This is a genomic window from Mesorhizobium sp. M8A.F.Ca.ET.021.01.1.1, assembly GCF_003998025.1.
Taxonomy (GTDB): domain Bacteria; phylum Pseudomonadota; class Alphaproteobacteria; order Rhizobiales; family Rhizobiaceae; genus Mesorhizobium.
In genome coordinates this window covers 1-3,241 of record NZ_RZSJ01000658.1, presented here as the reverse complement: position 1 = coordinate 3,241, position 3,241 = coordinate 1, and the positions used below count along the sequence as shown (strand labels likewise).

3 protein-coding genes and 2 pseudogenes are annotated in these 3,241 nt (G+C 57.0%); 2 read left to right on the top strand and 3 right to left on the bottom strand.

Annotated elements, in window-relative coordinates; genetic code table 11:
- Positions 1-101 (bottom strand): helix-turn-helix domain-containing protein (locus EOA36_RS38595; RefSeq protein ID WP_127280790.1); only part of this gene is annotated, 101 nt, incomplete at its 3' end.
- A gap of 293 nt (positions 102-394) precedes the next feature.
- Here EOA36_RS38595 and EOA36_RS31660 point away from each other — a divergent pair.
- Positions 395-1,120, top strand: a complete 726-nt coding sequence (locus tag EOA36_RS31660) for a fused MFS/spermidine synthase (protein WP_127280789.1) — start codon at positions 395-397, stop codon at positions 1,118-1,120.
- 76 nt (positions 1,121-1,196) lie between these two features.
- Here EOA36_RS31660 and EOA36_RS31655 read toward each other — a convergent pair.
- Positions 1,197-1,937 (bottom strand): annotated as a pseudogene (locus EOA36_RS31655) (YoaK family protein); the annotation flags it as partial.
- 137 nt (positions 1,938-2,074) lie between these two features.
- Positions 2,075-2,347 carry a helix-turn-helix transcriptional regulator gene (locus EOA36_RS31650; RefSeq protein WP_127280787.1) on the bottom strand — a complete coding sequence of 91 codons (273 nt, stop codon included), beginning with the start codon at positions 2,345-2,347 and terminating at the stop codon, positions 2,075-2,077.
- Between the two features lie 309 nt (positions 2,348-2,656).
- Between EOA36_RS31650 and EOA36_RS31645 the strand changes: the two are divergent.
- Positions 2,657-2,734: pseudogene (locus tag EOA36_RS31645) on the top strand (PhnA domain-containing protein); the annotation flags it as partial.
- Positions 2,735-3,241: the final 507 nt, after the last annotated feature.

The following is a 3,241-nucleotide window of genomic DNA, read 5'->3' as shown; positions in this document are numbered from 1 at the left end:
CGTTGAATTGTCGGCACCGAAAGGCCTGATAATTCGGCAAGCCTGCGCTGGTCGATGCCAAGGAGCGCCCTCGCGGCACGCAACTGTGGAGCAGTTATCACGGTCGCATCCCCTTTTCGATCAGCTTTGACGTATTATCTCTAAGCGCTGCAGCATATATTAAAATGCGGCGCATTCAAATAATGATGCGTGACGCATCTGTCTCGAAGTTGTAGAAAACTGGGAGATACGAGTTGGGAGGCGCTGAGCCTCGCCGATTGGTTGCCCTGCAACTGGAAGCGGAGCCTGCTGCGATGAGGGAGGAATCCCTGGGCTCCGCGTGAGTGCTGACAGAAAGAAAGTTCGTGAAACCGGCGGTACAGCGGACTTAGGAACTCAGCTGTGGTGACAAGGCATGATCCGGGTTGCGAAATATCATACCGATTTCGGCAACATCGAGGTTCTGCGGGCCAAGGACTCCGGTTCGTTCATTTATCGCCAAGGTGGCTGCTATCAAAGTGAGTGCGATCCGAATGGCGTCAGCGTCGTGCCCTACATCCACGCGATCTTTGGCCTCCTCGCGCAAGCGCAGGCGTCCGATGTCTTGATGATCGGTTGTGGCGGCGGCAGCCTGGGGACGATGCTGGATAGGGTTGGCGTGCGTGTCACGATCGTCGACATCAACCCGAAGGCTTTCCAGATCGCCCAGAAATATTTTGGGCTACCCCGTGGAGTTCGCTGTTGCATCTCCGACGGGCGGGATTTTCTGCGCGCCGGCCGTCATCGCTACGATGCGATTGTTCTGGACGCATATTCCGGGAGGCGCATTCCAGACCACTTGTGTGCCGAGACATTCTTCGGCTTGGCGCAGACGCGTCTCAGCTCGTCCGGTATTCTGATCGGGAACGTTCATGCTCGACACGACCTTGACATCATGCCGGATCGTGTTGCTGCCAAACTCAGTAATATCTGGGAGAACGTGAGACTGCTCGACACGCGCGGTATTCCGGATCGCAACGCGCTCGTCATGGCGGGTAAGGTGGGGGACCTCGTCCCGCCAATATTGTTGATACCGCCGGCGGTCGGAGCCGACGAGATCGCAAATGACCTCAGCCAATTGGTGTTCAGGCCTTGGCGCTAGCGCAACAGACAGCGTAATCCTTGGGGTGCGACCGGGCAGGTGCAAAAACTCCGCTGAGCTACTGCCAGAGTTGCTTCATGCGAACGGAGATATCTTCCAGGACTGGCATGGAGGCCAGCACGAGGAGAATGGCTGCGAGAAACAGCGTCGCTGCAAAGCCAATGTGCTTGAAACCCACAGCGCCGATGACACCGCCGACAAAGAACAATGCGACAAGCGATGCAAGCAGTCTCAGCTTTCTTCGATCTGCCTTCACGAACAGCTCGTCCGAGTCACTTCTTGAGATGTTCCAATAAAGCAGCTTGCCGAGTTCGATGCCCATGTCCGTCACCAAGCCAGTGATATGCGTCGTCCGGATTCTGGCTTCCGATAGCTTTGTAATGATGGCGTTCTGCAACCCCATGATGAAGCAAAGCAGCATCACCGTCATTGGTACAAAAAGCGCTTCATGACGCGCGAGATGGCCGCCGAGAAGGCCGAAACAGATCAGCAAGATCGCTTCCAGGACAAGCGGAAACGCATATTCGCTCTGCAGATGCTGCCGTCGCCCCCAATTGATCAGCATCGCTGAACAGGCCGCGCCAGAGACAAACGACAGCAAGGCTCCGAATCCGGAAAGCGCGAGCTCGACGTTGCCGAGTGCCAAGTGATCAGCCATCAACGAAACGATGCCTGACATATGGGACGTATACTGCTGGACCGCCAGAAATCCTCCAGCATTGGCCGCCCCCGCGACAAAGGTCAGGAAACGGGCGAGATGTCGATCGGTCCTGTCGCTCCGTTCCTTCCCGGCAAGCCGACGCAGATAGAGGATCATGGGCGAACCCTGCCTTTCCGTGTGGAAAAGCGGAACCACAAGTTGACGTGCAGGGAGAGGCTCATTGGGTGTTTCTGGAAGGAAAAGGAGACGAAAGACGGTGATTGCGCGGGCGCCGGAGGTCCACTTTGTATGGTCTAGTTCGGCTTGCCCAATAGCGTGTCCGGATGCCGGAACCTCACGCCACGACCTCCATCGTCGCTGCGCATATGTTCGCTGAGAAGTTCAACGCCGGCGCGGTTCAGCGCGTTGATCACTTTCATCAAACTGTCGACAACGCCTCGCACATTGCCTTGGCTGGCCTCCATTCGTTGGATCGTTGGCAGCGAGACGCCTGCCATTTCCGCCAGGGTTTTCTGGTCGATGTTGAGAAGGGCGCGAGCGGCGCGAAGCTGGGAAGCCGTGATCATCGAGGAATCATCGTCTTGGTATGAGAAATGATATCCTCTATCGTATCATTGATGCATAAAACATCAATACAGGGCGAAAAAATAATGATTTGATCTTGGCAGGGAGAGCCTTGGCGACTATCCTGTGCCAATGACTCATCGTTACGAACCTTTTCAGGAGCCGACTGGCACCTGGGCCGTCAATGATGCTCGGACCGGGCGGCCCGCCGAGATGGGGAGTCGGACCATCGTTGGAATGAACCGACCCGATGCCGAGGAACTCGCCGATCTCCTCAACGGGCTGAATGCACAAAGGCAGGAAGTGAAACCATGAAGGTCAAAGACAGCAACGGCACACCTCTGAGTGACGGAGATTCCGTGACGCTCATTAAGGATCTCAAGGTCAAGGCGTGACCATTGCTGTCTTTGCCGGGATAGGTGCTGCCGTGACCAGTTCCGAAGATTACCGCGCGGGGCACCGTGCCATCGGCGAGGCGATCGGGCAAGCCTAGAAAGGAAGATCGAGTGGTCATTCTGATGGCCTTCAGTCCCGCCGACGCGTGATGAACGGATTGGGGCAGGTAGTTGCTTTGTATGCCGGATTCCATCGAGCGCATCCAGATCCATCGCATCCTGCGACCGGCGGAGGTGCGCTGATCCGACCCGGATACAGGAACAGAGCATCGCGCGGCACCGCCGCGTCATCTACAGTGATATGTTGGGTGCGGGCGGTCCGCAAAACGGATGTATAGTCTCGATCGACGCGTCGGTATCGGCGGCGTGCTCGAAAATCCGCTGCGAGGCCGCTGTGCGCAGCGTTAGGGGGGCTTCACTGCCTGGAAGCGTGCGAGGGTCGGGAGGTCGGGTGAAGATCTATGTTCCGAGTGTAGTGGAGGGGCAGGAATGGGTTCTTCC

Bases quoted from the DNA above. Each gene is read 5' to 3' on its own strand.
- EOA36_RS31660 (WP_127280789.1), top strand. From the start codon at position 395: ATGATCCGGGTTGCGAAATATCATACCGATTTCGGCAACATCGAGGTT.
- EOA36_RS31650 (WP_127280787.1), bottom strand. From the start codon at position 2,347: ATGATCACGGCTTCCCAGCTTCGCGCCGCTCGCGCCCTTCTCAACATC.